Here is a 21,438-nt window from a genome sequence, read left to right on the forward strand (position 1 = left end):
GGCGGAGGTGGCGGGGCGGTACTAACCTCGCAACGGGCGCGAGAGGAGATTGCCGCGATGTCGCAGCCGCAGCCGGGGGCGGGCCGGCCGGCCGACGGGACCGAGGAACGGGTCGTCGCCGAGCCGCCGTCGCCCGGGCCGAAGCAGGTCGACGCCGAGGGCTCCGCCGAGGCCGCCGGCCAGCTCGCCGACCCCGCCCCGGACAGCTCCGCGCCGGAGCGCGACGCGCCGGGCTCGGAGCCGCCGACGGACGGGGACAGCGACCCGAACGCCGCCACCGCACCCCCGGCCGACACCGCACCACCGGAGCCGAACGCCACCCCTGACCCGCCCGACCCGGACAGCACTGCCCACCCGGACCCGCAGGACACCCCCCGCCCGGGCCCGGAGGACACCGGCCGTCCAGACCCGCAGGACACCGCCCGCCCGGCCCCGCAGGACACCGGCCGGCCCGACCCGGACGACGCCGCCCCGCCGGGAGCGGCCGACGCCGCCGAGGCGCCCGCGGTATCGGCCGACCCCGTCGCCGCGCAGCGGGGGACGGACGCCGACGACACCCCGCCCGCGCCGGCCGGACGCGCCCGGGGCTCCGCCGCCGTGCCGGGCCGCACCGCGCCGACCCCGTCGGCCCCCGACCCGACCCGGGTCGAGGACGCGCCGGCCCCCGCCCGCGCCGAGGACGCGCCGGACCGGACGAAGGTCGAGCACGGGCCGAACCCCACCCGGGTCGAGACCGCGCCCCGCTGGAGCGGCTCCGCCGCGGTCCCGCCCCCGCCGGCCCGGCGCCGTGCCTGGGGCGAGTCGGCCGAGCCCACGCCGGTGCCGCCGGTCGAGTCCCCCGAGCACGCCACCCCGGTCGACCCGTGGGCGGGCGTGGACACCACCGGCTGGGACCTGCACTCGGTCGAGCTTCCGGCGTTGCCGCCGACGCTGCCCTACACCGCGCCCTGGCCGGCCCACCCGGCGCCGCCGCACCCGGCCGCCGCCCACCCGGGGCCGCCGCCGCACCCGGCCGCCGCCCGACCGGTGTCGCCGCCCGCGCACACCCCGCCGTACCCGGGTCCGCCGGCCGCCCGGCCGGTGTCACCGCCGGCACACACCCCGCCGCCGGCCCCGGTCGCCCCGCCGCGGCCACCGAAGCAGGCGCGCCCGCCGAAGCAGCGCCGGGGCAGGACCCCGCCGCCGGTGGCGCCGCCGCCGGGCTGGCAGGCCCCCAAGGGGTACGTGCCGGTGCCGGTACGCCGGCGGCGTCGCTGGCCCTGGCTGTTGCTGCTCTCCGTGGCGTGCTGCTGCGGCGTGCCGCTGTGGTGGGCCCAGCCGCTGTCCAGCCAGTACCCGGCCAGCGCCAGCCTCCCCGACCAGCTCGACTCGATGCGGCTGCGCCAGGACCAGGGCAGCCAGGCGGCGGCCGAGGACCTGAAGAGCCGGGTACGCCAGGCGGACTGGCTCGCCGAGGACACGTTCGCCGGCATCTACACCACGAACGACGGCAAGCGGGTGACGCTGTTCGGCAGCACCGGATTCCGGTTCAGCCCGGAGTCCGACGCCGAGGCCGAGCTGAAGCGCCTCGCCGGCGACTACGACCTGCAACCCTCGGTGACCGTGGACACCGGCGTACGCGGCCGGCACGAGCGCTGCGCGGTGGGCCGGGCGGACGGCGACGCGGTGGTGGTGTGCACCTCGGTCGACCACGGAAGCCTCACCACCGGCGTGTTCACCCGACTGTCGGTGGACGACAGCGGCCGGCTCCTCGACGAGCTGCGCCAGCGGGTCGTGGTCCCGAAGCAGTCCTGAGCGTCTCGCTCAGGCGGCCGCCTCACCCGGCGTCTGCTCGCTGCGCTTCGGGGCGTAGCGCGGGACGTACTCCTGGCCGGTGAGCTTCTGGATCTCCGACATCATCTCGTCGGTCATGGCGCGCAGTGAGGTGCGGTCGTCCGGCCGGCCGGTGAAGTCCAGCGGCTTGCCGAACCTGATGGTGATCTTGGCGCGACCGGGCCGGGGCACCCGCGTACCGATGGGCTGGGCCTTGTCGGTGCCGGTCACGCCGACCGGGATGATCGGCACTCCGGCGGCCACCGCGAGCCGGGCCGCGCCGGTACGCCCGCGGTAGAGCCGCCCGTCCGGGGAGCGCGTGCCCTCCGGGTAGACGGCGACCAGGTCGCCGGCCTTGAGCACCGGGATCGCCGCGTCGAACGCGGACAACGCGGCCCGCCCCCCGGCCCGCTCGACCGGGATGGCGCCGAGCCCGGTCAGCACGAACTTGGAGAAGCCGCCCTTGATCCCGGTGCCGTTGAAGTACTCCGACTTGGCCCAGAACGCCAGGTGCCGGGGGACCACCGTGCCGAGGAGCAGCTCGTCGGCGACGGAGAGGTGGTTGCCCGCGAAGATCGCCCCGCCGGTCGCCGGGATGTGCTCCAACCCCTCCACGTGCGGACGGAAGGCCAACCGGAGCGCGGGCGCCACGGTGAGCTTGCCGATGGTGTAGAGCAGGGGCACGGGTCCTCCGGCGGTCGTACGTGAGACAGGCGCTGTCACGGTAGCCGACGCTGCCACCCCCGGCCGAGCGGGTGGCCCGCAGTCCACCCGCCGGTGCGCGTGTTAGGAAGGGGCCCTTCCTATACCGAAAGCGTTAAGAAGGGCCCCTTCCTTACATCTCACACGCGGCGGACGCTCACCACCACGCGCTCACCGTCGCCCGCCTCGCCGGCGAAGCCCTCGAGCCCCTCGGCGAAGTCGACGGTGTCGGCCAGCACCTCCCGGGCCACGAACCCGGTGTACGCGGCGACCGCCGCGCGCACCTCCTCGGAGGCCGAGACCGCCACCGCGATCCGGTCCGAGACGTCCAGGTCGGCGTCCCGCCGGGCCTGCTGCACCACCCGGACCACGTCCCGGGCCAGCCCCTCGGCGGCCAGTTCCGGGGTGACCTCGGTGTCCAGCACCACCACGCCCTCGCCGCCGGGCAGCGGCGCGGAGTGCTCCGCGTCGGCGGCGACCAGGCGCAGCTCGTACTCGCCCTCGGCCAGGGTGACCCCGGCGGCCACCGGGGCGCCGTCACGCAGCTCCCAGTCCCCCGCCTTGACCGCCTTGATCACCTGCTGGACCGCCTTGCCGACGCGCGGGCCGAGCGCCCGCGGCACCACGGTCAGCACCTGCTGGCAGTAGGCGTCCAGGTCGCCGGCGAGCACGACCTCCTTCACGTTGACCTCGTCGGCGACCAGGTCGGCGAACGGCCGGAGCTGGGCCGCGACCGGCGAGGCCACGGTCAGCTTCGCCAGCGGCAGCCGCACCCGCAGGCCCTTGGCCTTGCGCAGGGACAGCGCCGCGGAGGCGACCGCCCGCACGTTGTCCATCGCCGAGACCAGCTCGTGGTCGGCCGGGAACTCCTCGGCGGACGGCCAGTCGGTCAGGTGCACCGACCGCTCGCCGGTCAGCCCACGCCAGATCTCCTCCGCGGTCAGCGGCGCCAGCGGCGCCACCACCCGGCAGAGCGTCTCCAGCACGGTCCAGAGCGTGTCGAACGCGTCCGCGTCGCCGGCCCAGAACCGGTCCCGCGAGCGGCGCACGTACCAGTTGGTCAGCGCGTCCAGGTAGGACCGCACGGTCGCGCAGGCGCCGGAGATGTCGTACGCGTCCATCTGCGCGCCGACGGTCGCCACCAGCTCGTTCGTCTTCGCCAGCACGTACCGGTCGAGCACGTTCACCGAGTCGGTGCGACGACGCGCGGTGTGGCCGTCGGCGTTGGCGTAGAGCGAGAAGAAGTACCAGACGTTCCACAGCGGCAGGAGCACCTGCCGCACCGCGTCCCGGATCAGCGTCTCGGTCACCGCCATGTCCCCGCCGCGCAGCACCGGCGAGGACATCAGCATCCAGCGCATCGCGTCCGACCCGTAGGAGTCGAACACGTGGTAGACGTCCGGATAGTTGCGCAGGCTCTTGGACATCTTGCGCCCGTCCGAGCCGAGCAGGATGCCGTGGCTCAGGCAGTTGCGGAACGCCGGCCGGTCGAACAGCGCGGTGGCCAGCACGTGCATGGTGTAGAACCAGCCGCGGGTCTGCCCGATGTACTCGACGATGAAGTCACCCGGGTAGTGGTGCTCGAACCACTCGCGGTTCTCGAACGGGTAGTGCACCTGGGCGAACGGCATCGAGCCGGACTCGAACCAGCAGTCCAGCACCTCCGGCACCCGGCGCATCATCGACCGGCCCGTCGGGTCGTCCGGGTTGGGGCGGACCAGGTCGTCCACCGCCGGCCGGTGCAGGTCGGTCAGGCGTACGCCGAAGTCCCGCTCGATGTCGGCGAGTGAGCCGTACACGTCCACGCGCGGGTAGTTCGGGTCGTCCGACTTCCACACCGGGATCGGCGAGCCCCAGAACCGGTTCCGGCTGATCGACCAGTCCCGGGCGTTGGCCAGCCACTTGCCGAACGAGCCGTCCTTGATGTGCCCCGGCGTCCAGTTGATCTGCTGGTTCAGCTCGACCATCCGGTCCCGGAACGACGTCACCGCGACGAACCACGACGACACCGCCTTGTAGACCAGCGGGGTGTCGCAGCGCCAGCAGTGCGGGTACGAGTGGGTGTAGACGTCCTGCCGCAGCACCACCCCCCGCTCCTTCAGCTCCCGGATCACCGGCTTGTTCACGTCGAAGACCTGCTCGCCCTGGTACGGCGGCACCAGCGCGGTGAACCGGGTGTGGTCGTCCACCGTGACCACGGTGGGGATGCCGGCGGCGTTGCAGGTGTTCTGGTCGTCCTCGCCGAAGGCGGGGGCCAGGTGGACGATCCCGGTGCCGTCCTCGGTGGTGACGAAGTCCGCGCCGAGCACCTGGTAGGCGTTCGGCCCGGCCGGCTCGACCAGGAAGTCGTAGAGCGGCGTGTAGCGACGCCCGACCAGGTCGCGGCCGTACACGGTGCCGACCTGCTCGTACCCCTCCAACTCCTTGGCGTACGCGCCGAGCCGGGCGGCGCCGACCACATGGCGGTCACCGTCGCGCTCCAGCACCGCGTACTCGATGTCCGGACCGACGGCGAGTGCCAGGTTCGACGGCAGCGTCCACGGCGTGGTGGTCCAGACGCCGAGCTTGACCGGCCCGCGCAGCGGCTCCGGCGCGCTCTCGTCGGCGGTCAGCTCGAACCAGACGGTGAGCGTCGGGTCGTGCCGGTCCCGGTAGACGTCGTCCATCCGGGTCTCGGTGTTGGACAGCGGCGTCTCGCACCGCCAGCAGTACGCGAGCACCCGGAAGCCCTCGTAGACCAGACCCTTGTCGTGCAGGGTCTTGAAGGCCCACATGACGCTCTCCATGTAGTCCAGGTCGAGCGTCTTGTAGTCGTTGGCGAAGTCGACCCAGCGGGCCTGCCGGGTGACGTACCGCTCCCAGTCGTGGGTGAACTCCAGCACGGAGGTGCGGCAGGCGTCGTTGAACCGGGCCACGCCGAGGTCGAGGATCTCCGCCTTGCTGGTGATGCCGAGCTGCTTCTCGGCCACCACCTCGGCCGGCAGGCCGTGGCAGTCCCAGCCGAACCGGCGCTCGACGTGCCTGCCGCGCATGGTCTGGTAGCGCGGCACCACGTCCTTGACGTAGCCGGTGAACAGGTGGCCGTAGTGCGGCAGGCCGTTGGCGAAGGGCGGGCCGTCGTAGAAGACGTACTCGTTCTCGCCGTTCCGGCCGGCGTCGCGGGCCTCGACGGACGCTTCGAAGGTCTTGTCGGCGGTCCAGTGCTCCAGCACCCGGCGCTCGACCGCGGGCAGGTCCGGGCTCGCCGGGACGCCGACGCCGGTCGGGTCGTGCAACGGATAGGCCATCGGGGGTCGCTCTCCTCGCGCAGCTCACTCGTCGGTGGGTCTGCGAGGACGAACCGTCCGGGGTACGCCTGGAACGGCGCTCCCGGGTGGTCCGCGGTACCACCCCGCTTGGCGGTCAGGATCGACCGCCCGCTCATCGGTCGGCTGTGACGGGCCGTCCCGTCCGGTTCTACTGGGCCGGTTGCCCGGCTGTTCTTCCGGAGGCTCACCGGTGATGGCCGGGTCGTCGCCTGTGCGCCCAAGCTTACCCGCCCCGCCCCCCGCTCCGCCTCCGAGTAAGGACGGGCCCCTTCTTATCGCCTACGCGATAGGAAGGGGCCCCTCCTCACACTCAGCGGCGGGTGGGCGCCGGCAGCGTGGTGCTCCAGAGGGAGGCGCCGGCGCGGTCGCGCAGGTGCACGGTCAACGCGCCCGACTCCCCGTCGATGTCGACCTCGCCGAAGTGCTGGAAGCCCTCCGCCGGCGAGGTGTTCGCGGCCGGCGGGGCGTGCACGAAGACGGCCTTCGGGCCGAAGGTGCCGTCCAACGCGTTCGGGCCGAACGCCCCGGCGTGCGCCGGGCCGGAGACGAACTCCCAGAACGGGCTGAAGTCGCCCACCGCCGCGCGGGCCGGGTCGTAGTGGTGGGCGGCGGTGTAGTGCACGTCGGCGGTGAGGAAGACCAGGCCGGTCACCCCGGCCCGGTGGGCCGCGCGCAGCACCTCGGCGAACTCCAGCTCACGGCCGGCCGGCGCGCCCGGGTCGCCCTGGGCCACCCCCTCCTGCGCGCCCGGGCCGTCCGGCACCACCACACCGATCGGCAGGTCGTTGGCGATCACCTTCCAGGTCGCCCGGGACGCACGCAGCTCCCGGACCAGCCACTCCCGCTGCGCCCGGCCGAGCAGGCCGCGCGCCGGGTCGGCGTACGTGTTGCCGTCGTTCGGGTCCTTCCAGGTGCGCATGTCCAGCACGAAGACGTCCAGCAGCGGCCCGTACGACAGGCGTCGGTACAGCGGCCCGCCGGCCGGCGCCGGCAGCCACTCGTGGAACGCCTGCCGGGCCCGGGCGGCGAGCACGTCCACCCGCTTCTCGGTGTACCGGTCGTCGACCAGGATCTCCCCCGGGTACCAGTTGTTGACCACCTCGTGGTCGTCCCACTGGTTGATCTGGGGCACCTGGGCGGCGAAGGCCCGCAGGTGCTCGTCGAGCAGGTTGTAGGCGAACTGTCCCCGGTACTCCGCCAGCGTCTCGGCGACCTTGCTCTTCGCCGGCGTCACCAGGTTGCGCCAGAGCCGCCCGTCGGGCAGCGTGACGCGCTCGGCGAGCGGGCCGTCGGCGTACACCGTGTCCCCGCTGCACAGGAAGAAGTCGGGACGCCGCTCGCGCATGGCGCGGAAGATCGCCAGGCCGTCGAAGTCCGGGCTGATCCCCCAGCCCTGCCCGACGATGTCACCGGTCCAGACGAACCGCACGTCCCGCCGCTGGTGCCGCCCGGGGGCGGTGGCGAACGAGCCGGTCAGCGGCTCGCTGCACACGCCGTGCCGGTCCAGGCTCTCCACCCGTACCCGGTAGTGCAGCCGCTCGCCCGCCGGCAGGCCGCGCAGCCGGACCCGGCCGGTGAAGTCGCCGTCCGGGTCGACCACCGGGCCGCGCACCAGCCGCGCGCCGCGCAGGTCGGGTCGGCGGCTGACCTCGACGAGCATCCGGCCGGGCCGGTCCGCCCGGGTCCAGACCAGCGCCGAGTCGGCGGTCACGTCACCGCTCTGCACGCCGTGGGTGAGCGACGGCCGCCCGCTCGGCCGCCACGCCGGGGCGGCCGGCGCGCCGGCTCCGCCGAGCAGCGCCCCGCCGGCGGCCCCCGCCCCGGCGACCAGTCCGGCGCGGAGCAGCGTACGTCGGTCGATGTGCGTCATGGGTCCTCCCGGTCTCGACGAACTCGCCAGACCGGTCTACCGGCCCGACATGGCCGGGGACGTGGCCCGAGGTGACCGGCACCTCAACGACGGCTGTCCGGACCCCGGCATGAGCGGCGTCACACCGCGTCACACCCGGCCGGCCGTGGACCGTCCTGTCCGCGTACCCGAATTTCCGAGGAGGCGGCGATGAGCCGGATCGACATGGCGGCGGTGGCGCCGGAGGCGTACCGGGCCGTGCTGGGGCTGGAGAAGTACGTCCGGGCGAACGTGGACCACACGGTGCTGGAGCTGGTCAAGCTCCGGGCGTCGATGCTCAACGGCTGCGCGTTCTGCGTGGACATGCACAGCCGGGAGGCGTTGGAGGCCGGGGAGAACAGCCGGCGGCTGTTCGCCGTCGCGGCGTGGCGGGAGGCGCCGTTCTTCGACGAGCGGGAGCGGACCGCGCTGGCCCTCACCGAGTCGGTGACCCGGCTGGGCGACCACGGCGTGCCGGACGACGTCTGGGACGCCGCGGCGAAGGTCTGGTCGGAGAAGGAACTCGCGGACCTGGTGACGGCGATCGCCACCATCAACGTGTGGAACCGGGTCGCGGTGACCTGCCGGACCCAGCCGCCGGCGCTGGGCTGACGCCGGACGTGCCACGGCCCCGGTCCCGCGAGGTGCGGGCCGGGGCCGTCGGCGGTTCCGGTCAGCCCAGCTCGGGGAACCAGAGGGCGATCTCGCGCTTGGCGCTGTCGGTCGAGTCGGAGGCGTGCACCAGGTTCTCCCGGTTCGACAGCGACAGGTCACCGCGGATGGTGCCGGCGGCGGCCTTGCGGCCGTCGGTGCTGCCGATCATCCCGCGCACCACGTCGATCACCTGGTCGCCGGAGAGCACCAGCGCCACCAGCGGGCCACCGGTCATGAACGTCTTCAGCGGCGGGTAGAACGGCTTGTCGACGTGCTCGGCGTAGTGCTGGTCGGCGAAGTCGCCGTCCATGGTCCGGCTCACCATCGCGTCGATCCGCAGGCCCTTGCGCTCGAAACGGGACAGGATCTCGCCCACCAGACCACGGCGCACCGCGTCGGGCTTGATCAGTACGAGCGTCCGCTCGTCCGGGCTGCTGCTGGACACGCTGGTTTCCTCCTGCGCACTCAAACGGGGTCGGGCTGGGTACGGTCAGCGTAGCGACCCGGTCCCGGCGCCGGCGCGGCGGCTGCGTCTTCCCTGGCCCGCCGCGGCGGCCTAGCCTGGCCCTGGAACCCCTGGGAGGTCCACTGTGGCGAATGGCGGGAACCGCACGATCGCGCCGGTACGCAAACTGATCGGCGCGGTGCTCGGCACCGTGGCCACCTTCGTGACCGTGTTCGGCCTCGGCATGACCAGCTGGGCGATCGTGGCCCTCGGCGTCGCGCTGCTGGTGCTGGCGATCGCCCTGGCCACGGTGCGCGGCGGTGGCCGCACCTGGGTGGTCGGCCTGGGGCACGTGCACAGCGCCTCCGAACCACCCACCCAGTACGCGTTCGGGCGCTGCGAGCTGCAACTGGTGATCGACGCCCCCGGGCTGCCGCCCCGCTCCAAGAAGATCATCGAGCCTCGGGTGCCGGTCGCCAAGTGGCCCTCGCTGGGCCAGGCGCTGCCGGTCCGGGTGGCCCTCGACGACCAGCGGCACGTGCGGGTGCTCTGGGACGAGGTGCCGACCCACGCCGAGACGGCCGCCGCGGTCGCCGACCTCCCGCCCGAGTACGCCGGCCCGGATCCGCTCGACGAGCCGCTCATCGCGCAGGAGGCGCCGCCGTGGGCCGGGCGCGCCCCGGAGGACGAGTTCCGCGACGACTACCCGCCCGCGCCGGACCCGTTCCTGGACGACGTCCCGCCCCGCCCGGAGGACCGCGAGCCGGTGGTGGTGCACCAGCGTCCCGGCGGCCCGGTCGTGCTGGAGGGGCAGCTGGTCGAGCCGGCCGCCGCCAACCCGCTCCCCCGCCGCGCCCCGGTGCCCCGCGCACCGGCCGAGGAGCGCGACACCGTGCCGGTCGGCACCGTGCCGGTCGACCCGATCGACGTTCCGCTGGACGCGCCGGACGAGCCGTCGGACGCGACCGCGCGGGCCGACGCCCCGCCCACGGCCGAGGAGCTGGACGAGGCCATCTTCGGTCCGTCCGCCCACCCGGAGCCGGACGAGCTGGCCAGCCCGATCAGCGGCGTCGGCATCACGCTGCTCGTCACCGACCTGGACCGGTCCCTCGACTTCTATCGCGAGCTGGGCTTCGACGAGCTGGACCGGGGCGAGGGCAACGCCGTGCTCTCCTCCGGGCCGACCCGGCTGGTGCTGCGCCGGGTGACCGGCGCCGCCCCGATCAGCCGCCGGCTGGTGCACGTCAACCTGGAGGTCGACGACATCCAGGCGGCGTACGAGCGGCTGCGCGAGTCCGGGGTGCGGTTCACCTACGCCCCACGCGTGGTCAACCGGGGCACCAAGCTGGAGGTGTGGGCGGCGGCCTTCCGCGACCCGGACGGTCACGGCGTGGCGCTCACCCAGTGGCGCACCCTCGCCGAACCCAAGGAAGGGCCCCTTCTTAACGCCTGAGCGATAGGAAGGGCCCCCTCTTAACGGGAAGCGGACCGCGAACGGCGCTCAGCCGAGGATGACCCGCCGGACGTGCAGCGCGTACGCCCACACCAGCGCGAAGATCACACCGAGCGCGAACAGCGACCAGTGCAGCAGCCCGGAGAGCAGCAGCAGTCCCTGGAGCACGGTTCCGGCGTGCCACGCCCAGGGGCGGCGCATCATGCCGGCCAGCACCACGCAGGCCACCGCCAGCGCGACGATGACGCCGATCGCCGCGCCGCCCAGGTCACCGCCGACCACCCGGATCGGCTGGATGGCGAGCAGCAGCACCAACGCCTCCAGCGAGAGCGTGCCGGCCCCCAGCCCGCGTACCGCCTTGTCCGGGTTGCGCAGACCGGAGCGGCGCCCGCCCTCCGGGGTCGGCCCGCCGGGCTGCTCCGGACCGCCCGGCTGCGCCCCGGCGTCCGGCCGGGACGACCGCCGCGCGTCCGGGCCGGACGGCCGCGGCTCGGCGTCCGGGTGCCGCTGCGGGTCCGTCATCGCTTGAGCAGCCGGCGGGCGTCGGCCACGGTCACCACCGATCCGGTGACCAGCACGCCCACCCCGGACAGTTCGCCCGGCACGTCGGACTCGGCCTCCGCCACGGCCGCCTCGATGGCGTCGGGCATCTCCCGGGCCACCTGGACCCGGTCCGGCCCGAAGACCTCCCGGGCCAGCTCGGCCAGCTCGTCGACCGGCATGGCCCGGGGCGAGCTGTTCTCCGCCACCACGACCGAGTCGAGCACCGGTTCGAGCAGTTCGAGCAGGCTCGCGGCGTCCTTGTCGCCGAGCACCGCCAGCACGCCGACGAGCTTGCTGAACGCGAACTCCTCCTGCACCGCGGCGACCGTCGCGGCCATCCCGTGCGGGTTGTGGGCACCGTCGAGCAGCACCGTCGGCGCGGTGCGGACCCGCTCCAGGCGGCCCGGCGAGCTGGTTGCGGCGAAGCCCTCGCGGACCGCCTCGATGTCCAGCTGCCGCCGCGCCCCGGCGCCGAGGAACGCCTCCACCGCGGCCAGCGCCACGGCGGCGTTCTGCGCCTGGTGCGCCCCGTGCAGCGGGATGAAGATCTCCTCGTACACCCCGCCCAGGCCCTGGATGGTCAACACCTGGCCGCCGACGGCGACCGCCCGGCGCAGCACCCCGAACTCGGCGCCCTCGCGGGCGACGGTGGCGTTGACCTCGGCGCAGCGTTCCAGGATCGGCCGGGCCGCCTCCTCCTCCTGCGCCGCCGCGATCACGGTGGCGCCGGGGTGGATGATGCCCGCCTTGTGCAGCGCGATGTCCTCGATCGTGTCGCCGAGCCACTCGGTGTGGTCCAGCCCGATCGGGGTGATCACGGCGACGCCGGCCTGGATCACGTTGGTCGCGTCCTCCGCGCCGCCGAGCCCGACCTCCACCACCGCGACGTCGACCGGGGCGTCGGCGAACGTGGCGAACGCCAGCGCGGTGGTCATGTCGAAGTAGGTCAGCGGCTCGGCGGACCGCTGGTCGACCAACTCGGCCAGGGGCGCGATCTCGCGGTACGTGGCCACGAACCGCTCCTCGCTCACCGGCTCGCCGTCCAGGCTGATCCGTTCCCGGACGGTCTCCAGGTGCGGGCTGGTGTAGCGGCCGGTGTGCAACCCGAACGCCCGCAGCAGCGAGTCGATCATGCGGGCCGTCGAGGTCTTGCCGTTGGTGCCGGTCAGGTGGATCGACGGGTAGGCCCGCTGCGGGCTGCCGAGCAGGTCGAGCAGGCTCTCGATCTTCTCCAGCTCGAAGTGCATCCGGGTGAAGCCGCGCGCGTTGAGCGCGGCCTCCACCTCGGCGAACGCGGAGCGGTCGGCGCGGTCGCTCATGAGGGCAGCGCCTCCAGGGCGGCGTCGATCCGGACCAGGTCCGCCTCGGCCACCGCCAGTCGCTCACGGATCTTGGCCACCACCGGCTCGGGCGCCTTGCCGACGAAGGCCGGATTGTCCAGCTTCGCCCTCGCCTGGGTGGCCTCCTTCTCGGCCGCCGCCCGGTCCTTGGCCAGCCGGGCACGCTCGGCGGCCACGTCGATCGAGCCACGGGTGTCCAGCGCGACGCTCACCGCACCGGGCATCGCCAGCGTGGCGCTGGCCTGGAAGTCGTCACCGGGCGCGTCGAGCCGGGCCAGCGAGCGGACCAGCGGCTCGTGCGCCGCGATGCCCGCGCCGGCCAGGCCGTCGAGCCGCGCCGCGACCCGCTGCGTCGGCCGCAGGCCCTGGTCCGACCGGAACCGCCGGACCTCGGTCACCACCCGCTGGAGGGTGCCGACCTCGCCCTCCGCGGCGTCGTCGACCAGGGTACGGTCGGCGACCGGCCAGGCCGACGTCAACACCGTCTCGCCGCCGTTGAGCGCGACCCACAGCTCGTCGGTGACGAACGGGATCACCGGGTGCAGCAGCCGCAGGAGCTGGTCCAGCACGTGCCCGAGCACCCGGCGGGTGGCGTCCGCCGCCGGGCCGCCCTCGGCCAGCACCGGCTTGCTCAGCTCCACGTACCAGTCGCAGACGTCGTCCCAGGCGAAGTGGTAGAGCAGGTCGCAGACCTTCGCGAACTCGTACGCCTCGAACTGCTCGTCGACCTCGGCGGTGACGTGCGCCAGCCGGGACAGGATCCACCGGTCGACGGTGGAGAGGTCAGCGGCGGCCGGCAGCGGCCCGTCGGTGTGCGCGCCGTTGAGCAACGCGAACCGGGTGGCGTTCCAGAGCTTGTTGCAGAAGTTGCGGGAGCCCTGGCACCACTCCTCGCTGACCGGCACGTCCTGGCCGGGGTTGGCGCCGCGGGCCAGCGTGAACCGGGTGGCGTCGGCGCCGAACCGGTCGATCCAGTCCAGCGGGTCGACCACGTTGCCGAACGACTTCGACATCTTCTTGCCGTGCTCGTCGCGCACCATGCCGTGCAGCGCCACCACGTCGAACGGCTGCACGCCGTCCATCGCGTACAGGCCGAACATCATCATCCGGGCGACCCAGAAGAACAGGATGTCGTAGCCGGTGACCAGCACGCTGGTCGGATAGAACTTCGCCAGGTCCGGAGTGTGCTCCGGCCAGCCGAGGGTGGAGAACGGCCAGAGACCGCTGGAGAACCAGGTGTCCAGCACGTCCTCGTCCTGCCGCCAGCCCTCGCCGGTCGGCGGCGTCTCGTCCGGGCCGACGCAGACGATCTCGCCGGCCGGGCCGTACCAGACCGGGATGCGGTGGCCCCACCACAGCTGGCGGGAGATGCACCAGTCGTGCATGTTGTCGACCCAGGCGAAGTAGCGCTTGGCCAGCTCGGCCGGCTCGATCTTCACCCGGCCGTCGCGCACCGCGTCGCCGGCGGCCTTGGCCAGCGGCCCGGTGTTGACGAACCACTGCAGCGACAGCCGCGGCTCGACCGTCGTCTTGCACCGCGAGCAGTGCCCCACCGCGTGCAGGTACGGCCGCTTCTCGGCCACGATCCGGCCCTGCTCACGCAGCGCCGCCACGATCGCGGGCCGGGCCTCGTACCGGTCCAGGCCCTCGAACGGCCCGGGCGCGGTGATCACGCCGCGCTCGTCCATGATCGTCAGCGAGGGCAGGTCGTGCCGCTGGCCGATCTCGAAGTCGTTCGGGTCGTGCGCCGGGGTCACCTTGACCATGCCGGTGCCGAACGCGGGGTCGACGTGCTCGTCGGCGACGATCGGGATGCGCCGGTCGGTGAGCGGCAGGGCCACCTCGGTGCCGATCAGGTGCCGGTAGCGCTCGTCGTCCGGGTGCACCGCGACCGCGGTGTCGCCGAGCATCGTCTCGGCCCGGGTGGTGGCCACCACGACCTCGTCGCCGTAGCGGATCGAGATCAGCTCGCCCTCGTCGTCGGTGTGCTCGACCTCGATGTCGGAGAGCGCGGTGAGGCAGCGCGGGCACCAGTTGATGATCCGGTTGGCCCGGTAGATCAGGCCGTCGTCGAAGAGCTTCTTGAACATGGTCTGCACGGCCCGGGAGAGGCCCTCGTCCATGGTGAAGCGCTCACGGTCCCAGTCGACCGCGTCGCCGAGCCGGCGCATCTGGCCCAGGATCGCGCCACCGGACTCGGCCTTCCACTGCCAGACCCGCTCGACGAACTTCTCCCGCCCCAGGTCGTGCCGGGACAGCCCCTCACCGGCGAGCTGCCGCTCGACCAGGTTCTGGGTGGCGATGCCGGCGTGGTCCATGCCGGGCAGCCACAGGGCCTCGTATCCCTGCATCTTCTTGCGCCGGGTGAGCGCGTCCATCAGCGTGTGCTCGAACGCGTGGCCCATGTGCAGCGAGCCGGTGACGTTCGGCGGCGGGATGACGATCGCGAACGGCGGCTTGTCGCTGCTCGCCGACGCCCGGAAGTGCCCGCCGGCCACCCACTGCTCGTACCGTCGCTGCTCTACCTCGCCGGGCTGGTACTGGCCGGCAAGGGTCGGGGCGTCGGGGCGGTGGGCATCCAGTCTCTCGGTCACCCTGAAAGTCTACGGAGCGCTTTCGGAGACCTGACGTGCGCCACCGGTGATTCGCGTACGGTGGCGGGCATGTCCGACGCGCATCTCACCGAGCGTCCGGTCGACGGGGGTCACGGTCCGGTCGAACTGACCGAGGAGCCGATCCAACTGAGCCGCCGCGACCCCGCGCTGGAGCCCGAACGGCGGCCCGTGTCACGGCGCCGGAAGATCGTGCTGGCCGCCCTGCTGGCGGCCGGCCTCGCCGGCGCCGGCGCCCTCGGGCTGGGCGGCTGGCGAGTGGTCCAGGAGAAGGACACCCGGCTGACCCAGCCCGCGGACGTGGCCGGGCTCACCCGCGACGACAGCGACCGGGCCCGCAGCACCGCCGACTACCTGCGCGACGGGTTCGCCGCCGACATCGAGCTGGACCGCAGCTTCGGCGTGGTCTACACCGATCCGGGCGACGCCAAGCGGTCCGTGCTGCTCTTCGGCGGCACCACCCTGCTCTGGCAACCCGAGCGGGACCTGGACACGCTCTTCGGGCTGATGGCCGACGAGACCGGCAAGGTCGCCGGGCTGCGTGAGGTGGACGCGGGCCGGCTGGGCGGCGTGATGAAGTGCGGTACGACCAGCGGCGACGGCGGCGACTTCGCGGTGTGCGGCTGGGCCGACCACGGCAGCGTGGTGATGGGGATGTTCCCCGGCCGCGCGGTGGACGACTCCGCGACGCTGTTCCGCCGGCTCCGCGAGGGCATCCAGACCCGCTGACCCGAGAAGGGGTCGGGCCAGCTCTCCGGCAGCCCGACCTCTCGCCGGCCCGTCTCCCCACTTCGGAGGTCGCGGTATCGGTGCCCAGAAATGCGTCAGGGCCACCCCGTGCGGGGTGGCCCTGAGCTGAAGATTGTCCGGCGGTGTCCTACTCTCCCACACCCTCCCGAGTGCAGTACCATCGGCGCTGGAGGGCTTAGCTTCCGGGTTCGGAATGTGACCGGGCGTTTCCCCTCCGCCATGACCGCCGTAACTCTATGAACATGTCAACCAACCCACGTCGGGTGGTGTTTGTTCAGAGTTGCACAGTGGACGCGTAGCAGCTTGGTAGTCAAGTCCTCGGCCTATTAGTACCGGTCAACTGAACCCGTTACCGGGCTTACATTTCCGGCCTATCAACCCAGTCGTCTAGCTGGGGGCCTTACCCCACAAAGTGGGTGGGATACCTCATCTTGAAGCGAGCTTCCCGCTTAGATGCTTTCAGCGGTTATCCCTTCCGAACGTAGCTAACCAGCCGTGCCCCTGGCGGGACAACTGGCACACCAGAGGTTCGTCCGTCCCGGTCCTCTCGTACTAGGGACAGCCCTTCTCAAGTATCCTACGCGCACGGCGGATAGGGACCGAACTGTCTCACGACGTTCTAAACCCAGCTCGCGTACCGCTTTAATGGGCGAACAGCCCAACCCTTGGGACCTGCTACAGCCCCAGGATGCGACGAGCCGACATCGAGGTGCCAAACCATCCCGTCGATATGGACTCTTGGGGAAGATCAGCCTGTTATCCCCGGGGTACCTTTTATCCGTTGAGCGACACCGCTTCCACATGCCAGTGCCGGATCACTAGTCCCGACTTTCGTCCCTGCTCGACCTGTCAGTCTCACAGTCAAGCTCCCTTGTGCACTTGCACTCAACACCTGATTGCCAACCAGGCTGAGGGAACCTTTGGGCGCCTCCGTTACCCTTTAGGAGGCAACCGCCCCAGTTAAACTACCCACCAGACACTGTCCCTGAACCGGATAACGGTCCGAAGTTAGATACCCAAATCAACCAGAGTGGTATTTCAAGATTGCCTCCACCCATACTGGCGTATGGACTTCACCGGCTCCCACCTATCCTACACAAGCTAATTCAGATACCAATGTCAAGCTATAGTAAAGGTCCCGGGGTCTTTCCGTCCTGCCGCGCGTAACGAGCATCTTTACTCGTAATGCAATTTCGCCGGGCCTGTGGTTGAGACAGTGGGGAAGTCGTTACGCCATTCGTGCAGGTCGGAACTTACCCGACAAGGAATTTCGCTACCTTAGGATGGTTATAGTTACCACCGCCGTTTACTGGCGCTTAAGTTCTCCGCTTCGCCCCGAAGAGCTAACAGGTCCCCTTAACGTTCCAGCACCGGGCAGGCGTCAGTCCATATACATCGAATTACTTCTTCGCATGGACCTGTGTTTTTAGTAAACAGTCGCTTCCCCCTGCTCTCTGCGGCCATACAACGCTCCACCCGCGCGGGGCTTCACGTCTCCGGCCCCCCTTCTCCCTAAGTTACGGGGGCAATTTGCCGAGTTCCTTAACCACAGTTCGCCCGATCGCCTCGGTATTCTCTACCTGACCACCTGTGTCGGTTTGGGGTACGGGCCGCTCAGAACTCGCTAGAGGCTTTTCTCGGCAGCATAGGATCACTGACTTCACCTGAATCGGCTCGGCATCACGTCTCAGCCTACATGCACCGCGGATTTGCCTACGGTACGGCCTACACGCTTACCCCGGCACAACCACCGGCCGGGATCAGCTACCTTCCTGCGTCACCCCATCGCTTGACTACTACCCGCCAGGTTCCCACGCTCACCACCATCAGTCCGAAGACCTCCAGCAGCTCGGGTGGTTAGCACAACGAGGTTCATCAGGGTCGCTCTTTCGCGGGTACGGGAATATCAACCCGTTGTCCATCGACTACGCCTCTCGGCCTCGCCTTAGGTCCCGACTCACCCAGGGCGGATTAGCCTGGCCCTGGAACCCTTGGTCATCCGGCGGAAGGGTTTCTCACCCTTCTTTCGCTACTCATGCCTGCATTCTCACTCGTGCCGCGTCCACAGCTGGGTCACCCCGCTGCTTCACCCCCGGCACGACGCTCCCCTACCCATCCACACACCTGCACAAGGAATCAAGTCCAAGCGAGGTTGAAATGTGAATGCCACAGCTTCGGCGGTGTGCTTGAGCCCCGCTACATTGTCGGCGCGGAACCACTTGACCAGTGAGCTATTACGCACTCTTTAAAGGGTGGCTGCTTCTAAGCCAACCTCCTGGTTGTCTATGCGACCCCACATCCTTTTCCACTTAGCACACGCTTAGGGGCCTTAGCTGGTGATCTGGGCTGTTTCCCTCTCGACTACGAAGCTTATCCCCCGCAGTCTCACTGCCGCGCTCTCACTTACCGGCATTCGGAGTTTGGCTGATTTCGGTAAGCTTGTGGGCCCCCTAGACCATCCAGTGCTCTACCTCCGGCAAGAAACACGCGACGCTGCACCTAAATGCATTTCGGGGAGAACCAGCTATCACGGAGTTTGATTGGCCTTTCACCCCTAACCACAGGTCATCCCCCAACTTTTCAACGTTGGTGGGTTCGGCCCTCCACGCGGTCTTACCCGCGCTTCAGCCTGCCCATGGCTAGATCACTCCGCTTCGGGTCTAGAGCATGCGACTGAATACGCCCTATTCAGACTCGCTTTCGCTACGGCTCCCCCACACGGGTTAACCTCGCCACATGCCACTAACTCGCAGGCTCATTCTTCAAAAGGCACGCCGTCACCCCGCAAGGCTCCGACGGATTGTAGGCGAACGGTTTCAGGTACTATTTCACTCCCCTCCCGGGGTACTTTTCACCATTCCCTCACGGTACTCGTCCGCTATCGGTCACCAGGAAGTATTTAGGCTTACCAGGTGGTCCTGGCAGATTCACGGCAGATTTCAGGAGTCCGCCGCTACTCGGGAACACCCACAGAAGACTGGCAACTTTCACCTACCGGACTATCACCGTCTACGGTCAGCCATTCCAGACTGTTCGACTAGCCACCAGCTTTGTAACTCCTCGAGTGCGTGTCAGCACACTCAGCAGGGTCCCACAACCCCAACCACGCAACCCCTGACAGGTATCACACGCAGCCGGTTTAGCCTCAATCCGCTTTCGCTCGCCACTACTCACGGAATCACTATTTGTTTTCTCTTCCTACGGGTACTGAGATGTTTCACTTCCCCGCGTTCCCCCCACACACCCTATGTGTTCAGGTGCGGGTGACATCACATGACTGATGCCGGGTTTCCCCATTCGGACACCCTGGGATCACAGCTTGGTTGACAGCTCCCCCAGGCCTATCGCGGCCTCCCACGTCCTTCATCGGCTCCTGGTGCCAAGGCATCCACCGTTCGCCCTTGACAACTTGACCACAAAGATGCTCGCGTCCACTGTGCAATTCTCAACAAACAACCAACCCACAACCCACAGCCCCACACCAAACCCGACCACCGCCGGCGGTATGCAAGACCAGGCCATGCCTGGCGCCTCGACAAGCTTCCGCTCATCATCAAGGCTCTGAAAGACAACCACCACGGGTTGTTCCTTCAGGACCCAACAGGGTGCTTACATCAGTCACCAGCCGCACCACGAACTCGTTCCCACCACCCCCCAAAAGGGGCAGCTGTACTAGAAGATCCGCAGCCGTTGCCGGCACCCGACTTGCCAGTGTCTCCGCCATCTGAGCACCCCGCCACCACATTCGGGCAGCGCGGGCTCCATGCCACCTTTCAGTGGATGGTGCTCCTTAGAAAGGAGGTGATCCAGCCGCACCTTCCGGTACGGCTACCTTGTTACGACTTCGTCCCAATCGCCAGCCCCACCTTCGACGGCTCCCTCCACAAGGGTTGGGCCACCGGCTTCGGGTGTTGCCGACTTTCGTGACGTGACGGGCGGTGTGTACAAGGCCCGGGAACGTATTCACCGCAGCGTTGCTGATCTGCGATTACTAGCGACTCCGACTTCACGGGGTCGAGTTGCAGACCCCGATCCGAACTGAGACCGGCTTTTTGGGATTCGCTCCACCTCACGGTATCGCAGCCCATTGTACCGGCCATTGTAGCATGCGTGAAGCCCTGGACATAAGGGGCATGATGACTTGACGTCATCCCCACCTTCCTCCGAGTTGACCCCGGCAGTCTTCGATGAGTCCCCGCCATAACGCGCTGGCAACATCGAACGAGGGTTGCGCTCGTTGCGGGACTTAACCCAACATCTCACGACACGAGCTGACGACAGCCATGCACCACCTGTGACCGCCCCCGAAGGACCTGCCATCTCTGACAGTTTTGCGGCCATGTCAAACCCAGGTAAGGTTCTTCGCGTTGCATCGAATTAATCCGCATGCTCCGCCGCTTGTGCGGGCCCCCGTCAATTCCTTTGAGTTTTAGCCTTGCGGCCGTACTCCCCAGGCGGGGCGCTTAATGCGTTAGCTGCGGCACAGGGAACCGGAGAGGCCCCCCACACCTAGCGCCCAACGTTTACAGCGTGGACTACCAGGGTATCTAATCCTGTTCGCTCCCCACGCTTTCGCTCCTCAGCGTCAGTATCGGCCCAGAGACCCGCCTTCGCCACCGGTGTTCCTCCTGATATCTGCGCATTTCACCGCTACACCAGGAATTCCAGTCTCCCCTACCGAACTCTAGCCTGCCCGTATCGACCGCAGGCCTGGGGTTGAGCCCCAGGTTTTCACGGTCGACGCGACAAGCCGCCTACGAGCTCTTTACGCCCAATAAATCCGGACAACGCTCGCGCCCTACGTCTTACCGCGGCTGCTGGCACGTAGTTGGCCGGCGCTTCTTCTGCAGGTACCGTCACTTACGCTTCGTCCCTGCTGAAAGAGGTTTACAACCCGAAGGCCGTCATCCCTCACGCGGCGTCGCTGCATCAGGCTTCCGCCCATTGTGCAATATTCCCCACTGCTGCCTCCCGTAGGAGTCTGGGCCGTGTCTCAGTCCCAGTGTGGCCGGTCGCCCTCTCAGGCCGGCTACCCGTCGTCGCCTTGGTAGGCCATCACCCCACCAACAAGCTGATAGGCCGCGAGCCCATCCCAGGCCGAAAAACTTTCCACCACCAACCATGCGATCGGAGGTCATATTCGGTATTAGCCCCGGTTTCCCGGGGTTATCCCAAAGCCTAGGGCAGGTTGCTCACGTGTTACTCACCCGTTCGCCGCTCGAGTACCCCGAAGGGCCTTTCCGCTCGACTTGCATGTGTTAAGCACGCCGCCAGCGTTCGTCCTGAGCCAGGATCAAACTCTCCAACAAAAATCATTTGTCGGACACAATGTCCTGGCAACAAAAGTGTTGCCAAAGGAATCCCAACCAGCCAAACCAAACGGTCCGACCAGTCCGGGGTATAAAACAATTGGCACTGGCTTTACAAGCACCCTGTTGAGTTCTCAAAGAACAACCACACACCAACCAGAAGCCCCACACCCGTGGAACCCCGCTTGGGGCAACCTCTCTAACTTACCCGGTTCGACTTTCGCTGTCAACCTCAGGTTCGAGGTGATCAACTTGGTTCGACCCGACCCACGCTGACGCTCACCGTTTCCGGTGCTCGTTTCTCCCGTGGTTTCCGGCGGACCGGCCGGCGCCGCTCTCGCAGCCACCCGCCCGGCTCCCTGCCGGCTTTCGAACTCTACCCGGTCGGCTTCGCATTCGCAACCCCGTGTTCCCGGAGTGTCGAGCACCGCCCGAATCCTCAGTCTGGCTCGGCGTTCCCGCCACCAGCCTGGCGCCCGCTCTCGGCCGGTTTGCCCCGGCCTCCCGCGTGCAGAGAGAAAGTTACGCGGACCGCCCCGGGAAGGCAAATCAATGATCGTGACTACCCCGCGCGCGGTCGCCGGATTCCGACCCGGCGGAGGGATCCGCGTAGGGACCTGCC

The 21,438-nt window shown here is 69.5% G+C and carries 11 protein-coding genes and 3 rRNA genes; 4 read left to right on the forward strand and 10 right to left on the reverse strand.

Going from position 1 to position 21,438, the window contains the following annotated elements; translation table 11 throughout:
• Positions 1–57 precede the first annotated feature (57 nt).
• Positions 58–1,794 carry a hypothetical protein gene (locus tag ACN27B_RS02905; RefSeq protein ID WP_422743383.1) on the forward strand — a complete coding sequence of 579 codons (1,737 nt, stop codon included), beginning with the start codon at positions 58–60 and terminating at the stop codon, positions 1,792–1,794.
• Between the two features lie 9 nt (positions 1,795–1,803).
• Here ACN27B_RS02905 and ACN27B_RS02910 read toward each other — a convergent pair whose 3' ends face one another.
• The 3 genes from ACN27B_RS02910 to ACN27B_RS02920 form a co-directional block, all read right to left on the reverse strand.
• A complete protein-coding gene (locus ACN27B_RS02910; RefSeq protein ID WP_091571880.1) occupies positions 1,804–2,496 on the reverse strand; it encodes a lysophospholipid acyltransferase family protein in 693 nt (230 codons plus the stop codon).
• Positions 2,497–2,654: 158 nt separating this feature from the next.
• Positions 2,655–5,801, reverse strand: a complete 3,147-nt coding sequence (gene ileS, locus ACN27B_RS02915; protein WP_422743385.1) for an isoleucine--tRNA ligase — start codon at positions 5,799–5,801, stop codon at positions 2,655–2,657.
• 331 nt (positions 5,802–6,132) lie between these two features.
• The gene (locus ACN27B_RS02920) at positions 6,133–7,692 is read right to left on the reverse strand and encodes an alkaline phosphatase D family protein (protein WP_099163999.1); all 1,560 of its coding nucleotides are present in this window, start codon (positions 7,690–7,692) and stop codon (positions 6,133–6,135) included.
• A gap of 189 nt (positions 7,693–7,881) precedes the next feature.
• Here ACN27B_RS02920 and ACN27B_RS02925 point away from each other — a divergent pair, with 189 nt between their 5' ends.
• Entirely contained in the window at positions 7,882–8,322 is a 441-nt protein-coding gene (locus ACN27B_RS02925) for a carboxymuconolactone decarboxylase family protein (RefSeq protein ID WP_422743387.1), read from the forward strand.
• Between the two features lie 61 nt (positions 8,323–8,383).
• Here the strand turns inward: ACN27B_RS02925 and ndk are convergent, their stop codons facing one another.
• Entirely contained in the window at positions 8,384–8,809 is a 426-nt protein-coding gene (gene ndk, locus ACN27B_RS02930; RefSeq protein ID WP_091571867.1) for a nucleoside-diphosphate kinase, read from the reverse strand.
• A 145-nt stretch (positions 8,810–8,954) separates the two neighbouring features.
• Here ndk and ACN27B_RS02935 point away from each other — a divergent pair, with 145 nt between their 5' ends.
• Positions 8,955–10,262, forward strand: coding sequence for a VOC family protein (locus ACN27B_RS02935; RefSeq protein ID WP_422743389.1), 1,308 nt, complete (start codon positions 8,955–8,957; stop codon positions 10,260–10,262).
• 48 nt (positions 10,263–10,310) lie between these two features.
• On the opposite strand, the gene ACN27B_RS02940 is transcribed toward ACN27B_RS02935, so the two are convergent.
• The 3 genes from ACN27B_RS02940 to ACN27B_RS02950 are packed head-to-tail and all read right to left on the reverse strand — an operon-like array spanning position 10,311 to position 14,739.
• Positions 10,311–10,784, reverse strand: a complete 474-nt coding sequence (locus ACN27B_RS02940) for a DUF4233 domain-containing protein (RefSeq protein ID WP_422743391.1) — start codon at positions 10,782–10,784, stop codon at positions 10,311–10,313.
• Positions 10,781–12,124: a bifunctional folylpolyglutamate synthase/dihydrofolate synthase gene (locus ACN27B_RS02945; RefSeq protein WP_099163996.1), complete on the reverse strand. Its 1,344-nt coding sequence runs from the start codon at positions 12,122–12,124 to the stop codon at positions 10,781–10,783. The genes ACN27B_RS02940 and ACN27B_RS02945 overlap by 4 nt, the downstream gene beginning before the upstream one ends.
• A complete protein-coding gene (locus tag ACN27B_RS02950; RefSeq protein WP_355525355.1) occupies positions 12,121–14,739 on the reverse strand; it encodes a valine--tRNA ligase in 2,619 nt (872 codons plus the stop codon). The genes ACN27B_RS02945 and ACN27B_RS02950 overlap by 4 nt, the downstream gene beginning before the upstream one ends.
• Before the next feature lie 69 nt (positions 14,740–14,808).
• On the opposite strand from ACN27B_RS02950, the gene ACN27B_RS02955 reads away from it, so the two are divergent.
• Positions 14,809–15,486 (forward strand): hypothetical protein, encoded by a 678-nt coding sequence (locus ACN27B_RS02955; RefSeq protein WP_099163994.1) that lies wholly within the window; start codon positions 14,809–14,811, stop codon positions 15,484–15,486.
• 135 nt (positions 15,487–15,621) lie between these two features.
• Here ACN27B_RS02955 and rrf read toward each other — a convergent pair.
• From rrf to ACN27B_RS02970, 3 genes are all read right to left on the reverse strand, one after another.
• Positions 15,622–15,738: ribosomal RNA gene (gene rrf, locus ACN27B_RS02960) — 5S ribosomal RNA — on the reverse strand.
• Between the two features lie 75 nt (positions 15,739–15,813).
• Positions 15,814–18,922, reverse strand: a 23S ribosomal RNA gene (locus tag ACN27B_RS02965).
• 379 nt (positions 18,923–19,301) lie between these two features.
• A 16S ribosomal RNA gene (locus ACN27B_RS02970) occupies positions 19,302–20,816 on the reverse strand.
• The 16S, 23S and 5S rRNA genes sit together here, the layout of an rRNA operon.
• Between the last annotated feature and the right edge of the window lie 622 nt (positions 20,817–21,438).

Source organism: Micromonospora sp. WMMD754, from assembly GCF_049315235.1.
In the GTDB taxonomy this organism is placed as follows: Bacteria; Actinomycetota; Actinomycetes; order Mycobacteriales; family Micromonosporaceae; genus Micromonospora; species Micromonospora sediminicola.